At 71.0% G+C, this 1,093-nt stretch carries 1 protein-coding gene; it reads right to left on the bottom strand.

The genetic code is table 11. The annotated features are described in order from the left end of the window. On the bottom strand, positions 1-1,091 hold a 1,091-nt coding region (locus ACFYT9_RS39575), incomplete at its 3' end, for an acetyl/propionyl/methylcrotonyl-CoA carboxylase subunit alpha (RefSeq protein ID WP_389172056.1). Between the last annotated feature and the right edge of the window lie 2 nt (positions 1,092-1,093).

Raw genomic sequence — 1,093 nt, 5'->3', positions numbered from 1 at the left:
CGGACACCGGGGCCGGTCGGCGGCTGGAAGAGGGTGACCGTGCCGGGGGCCGGGAGGAAACCGCGGCCCGGGTCCTCGCCGTTGATACGGAACTCGAAGGAGTGACCGCGCACGGCCGGGTCGCCGTAGCCGAGCTCCTCGCCGTCCGCGATCCGGAACATCTCCCGCACCAGGTCGATACCGGTGACCTCCTCGGTCACCGGGTGCTCGACCTGGAGACGGGTGTTGACCTCCAGGAAGGAGATCGTGCCGTCGAGACCGACGAGGAACTCGACCGTGCCGGCGCCGACATAGCCGGCCTCCTTCAGGATCGCCTTCGACGCCGCGTACAGCTGCGCGTTCTGCTCCTCGCTCAGGAACGGCGCCGGGGCCTCCTCGACCAGCTTCTGGTGCCGGCGCTGCAGCGAGCAGTCACGCGTCGAGACGACCACCACGTTGCCGTGCGTGTCGGCCAGGCACTGCGTCTCCACGTGACGCGGCTTGTCCAGGTAACGCTCCACGAAGCACTCGCCCCGACCGAACGCCGCGACGGCCTCACGGACCGCCGAGTCGTACAGCTCGGGAACCTCTTCGAGGGTGCGGGCGACCTTCAGACCACGCCCGCCACCACCGAACGCCGCCTTGATCGCGATCGGCAGCCCGTGCTCCTTCGCGAAGGCGACGACCTCGTCCGCGCCGGACACCGGGTCCGGCGTGCCCGCGACCAGCGGCGCGCCCGCGCGCTGCGCGATGTGACGGGCGGCGACCTTGTCACCCAGATCCCGGATCGCGTGCGGCGGCGGCCCGATCCACGTCAGACCCGCGTCCAGGACCGCCTGGGCGAACTCCGCGTTCTCGGACAGGAAGCCGTACCCCGGGTGGACCGCGTCCGCACCCGCGTCCTTCGCGGCCTGGAGCACCTTGGCCATGTCCAGATAACTGGTGGCCGGGGTGTCACCGCCCAGGGCGAACGCCTCGTCGGCCGCGCGGACGTGCAGGGCGTCCCGGTCCGGATCGGCGTAGACAGCTACGCTCGCGATCCCGGCATCCCGGCAGGCACGGGCGACACGAACAGCGATTTCGCCACGGTTGGCGATGAGCACCTTGCGCACGA

The sequence above is a fragment of the Streptomyces sp. NPDC004435 genome (assembly GCF_042873895.1).
GTDB lineage: Bacteria > Actinomycetota > Actinomycetes > Streptomycetales > Streptomycetaceae > Streptomyces.
This window is presented reverse-complemented; position numbering and strand designations above follow the sequence as displayed.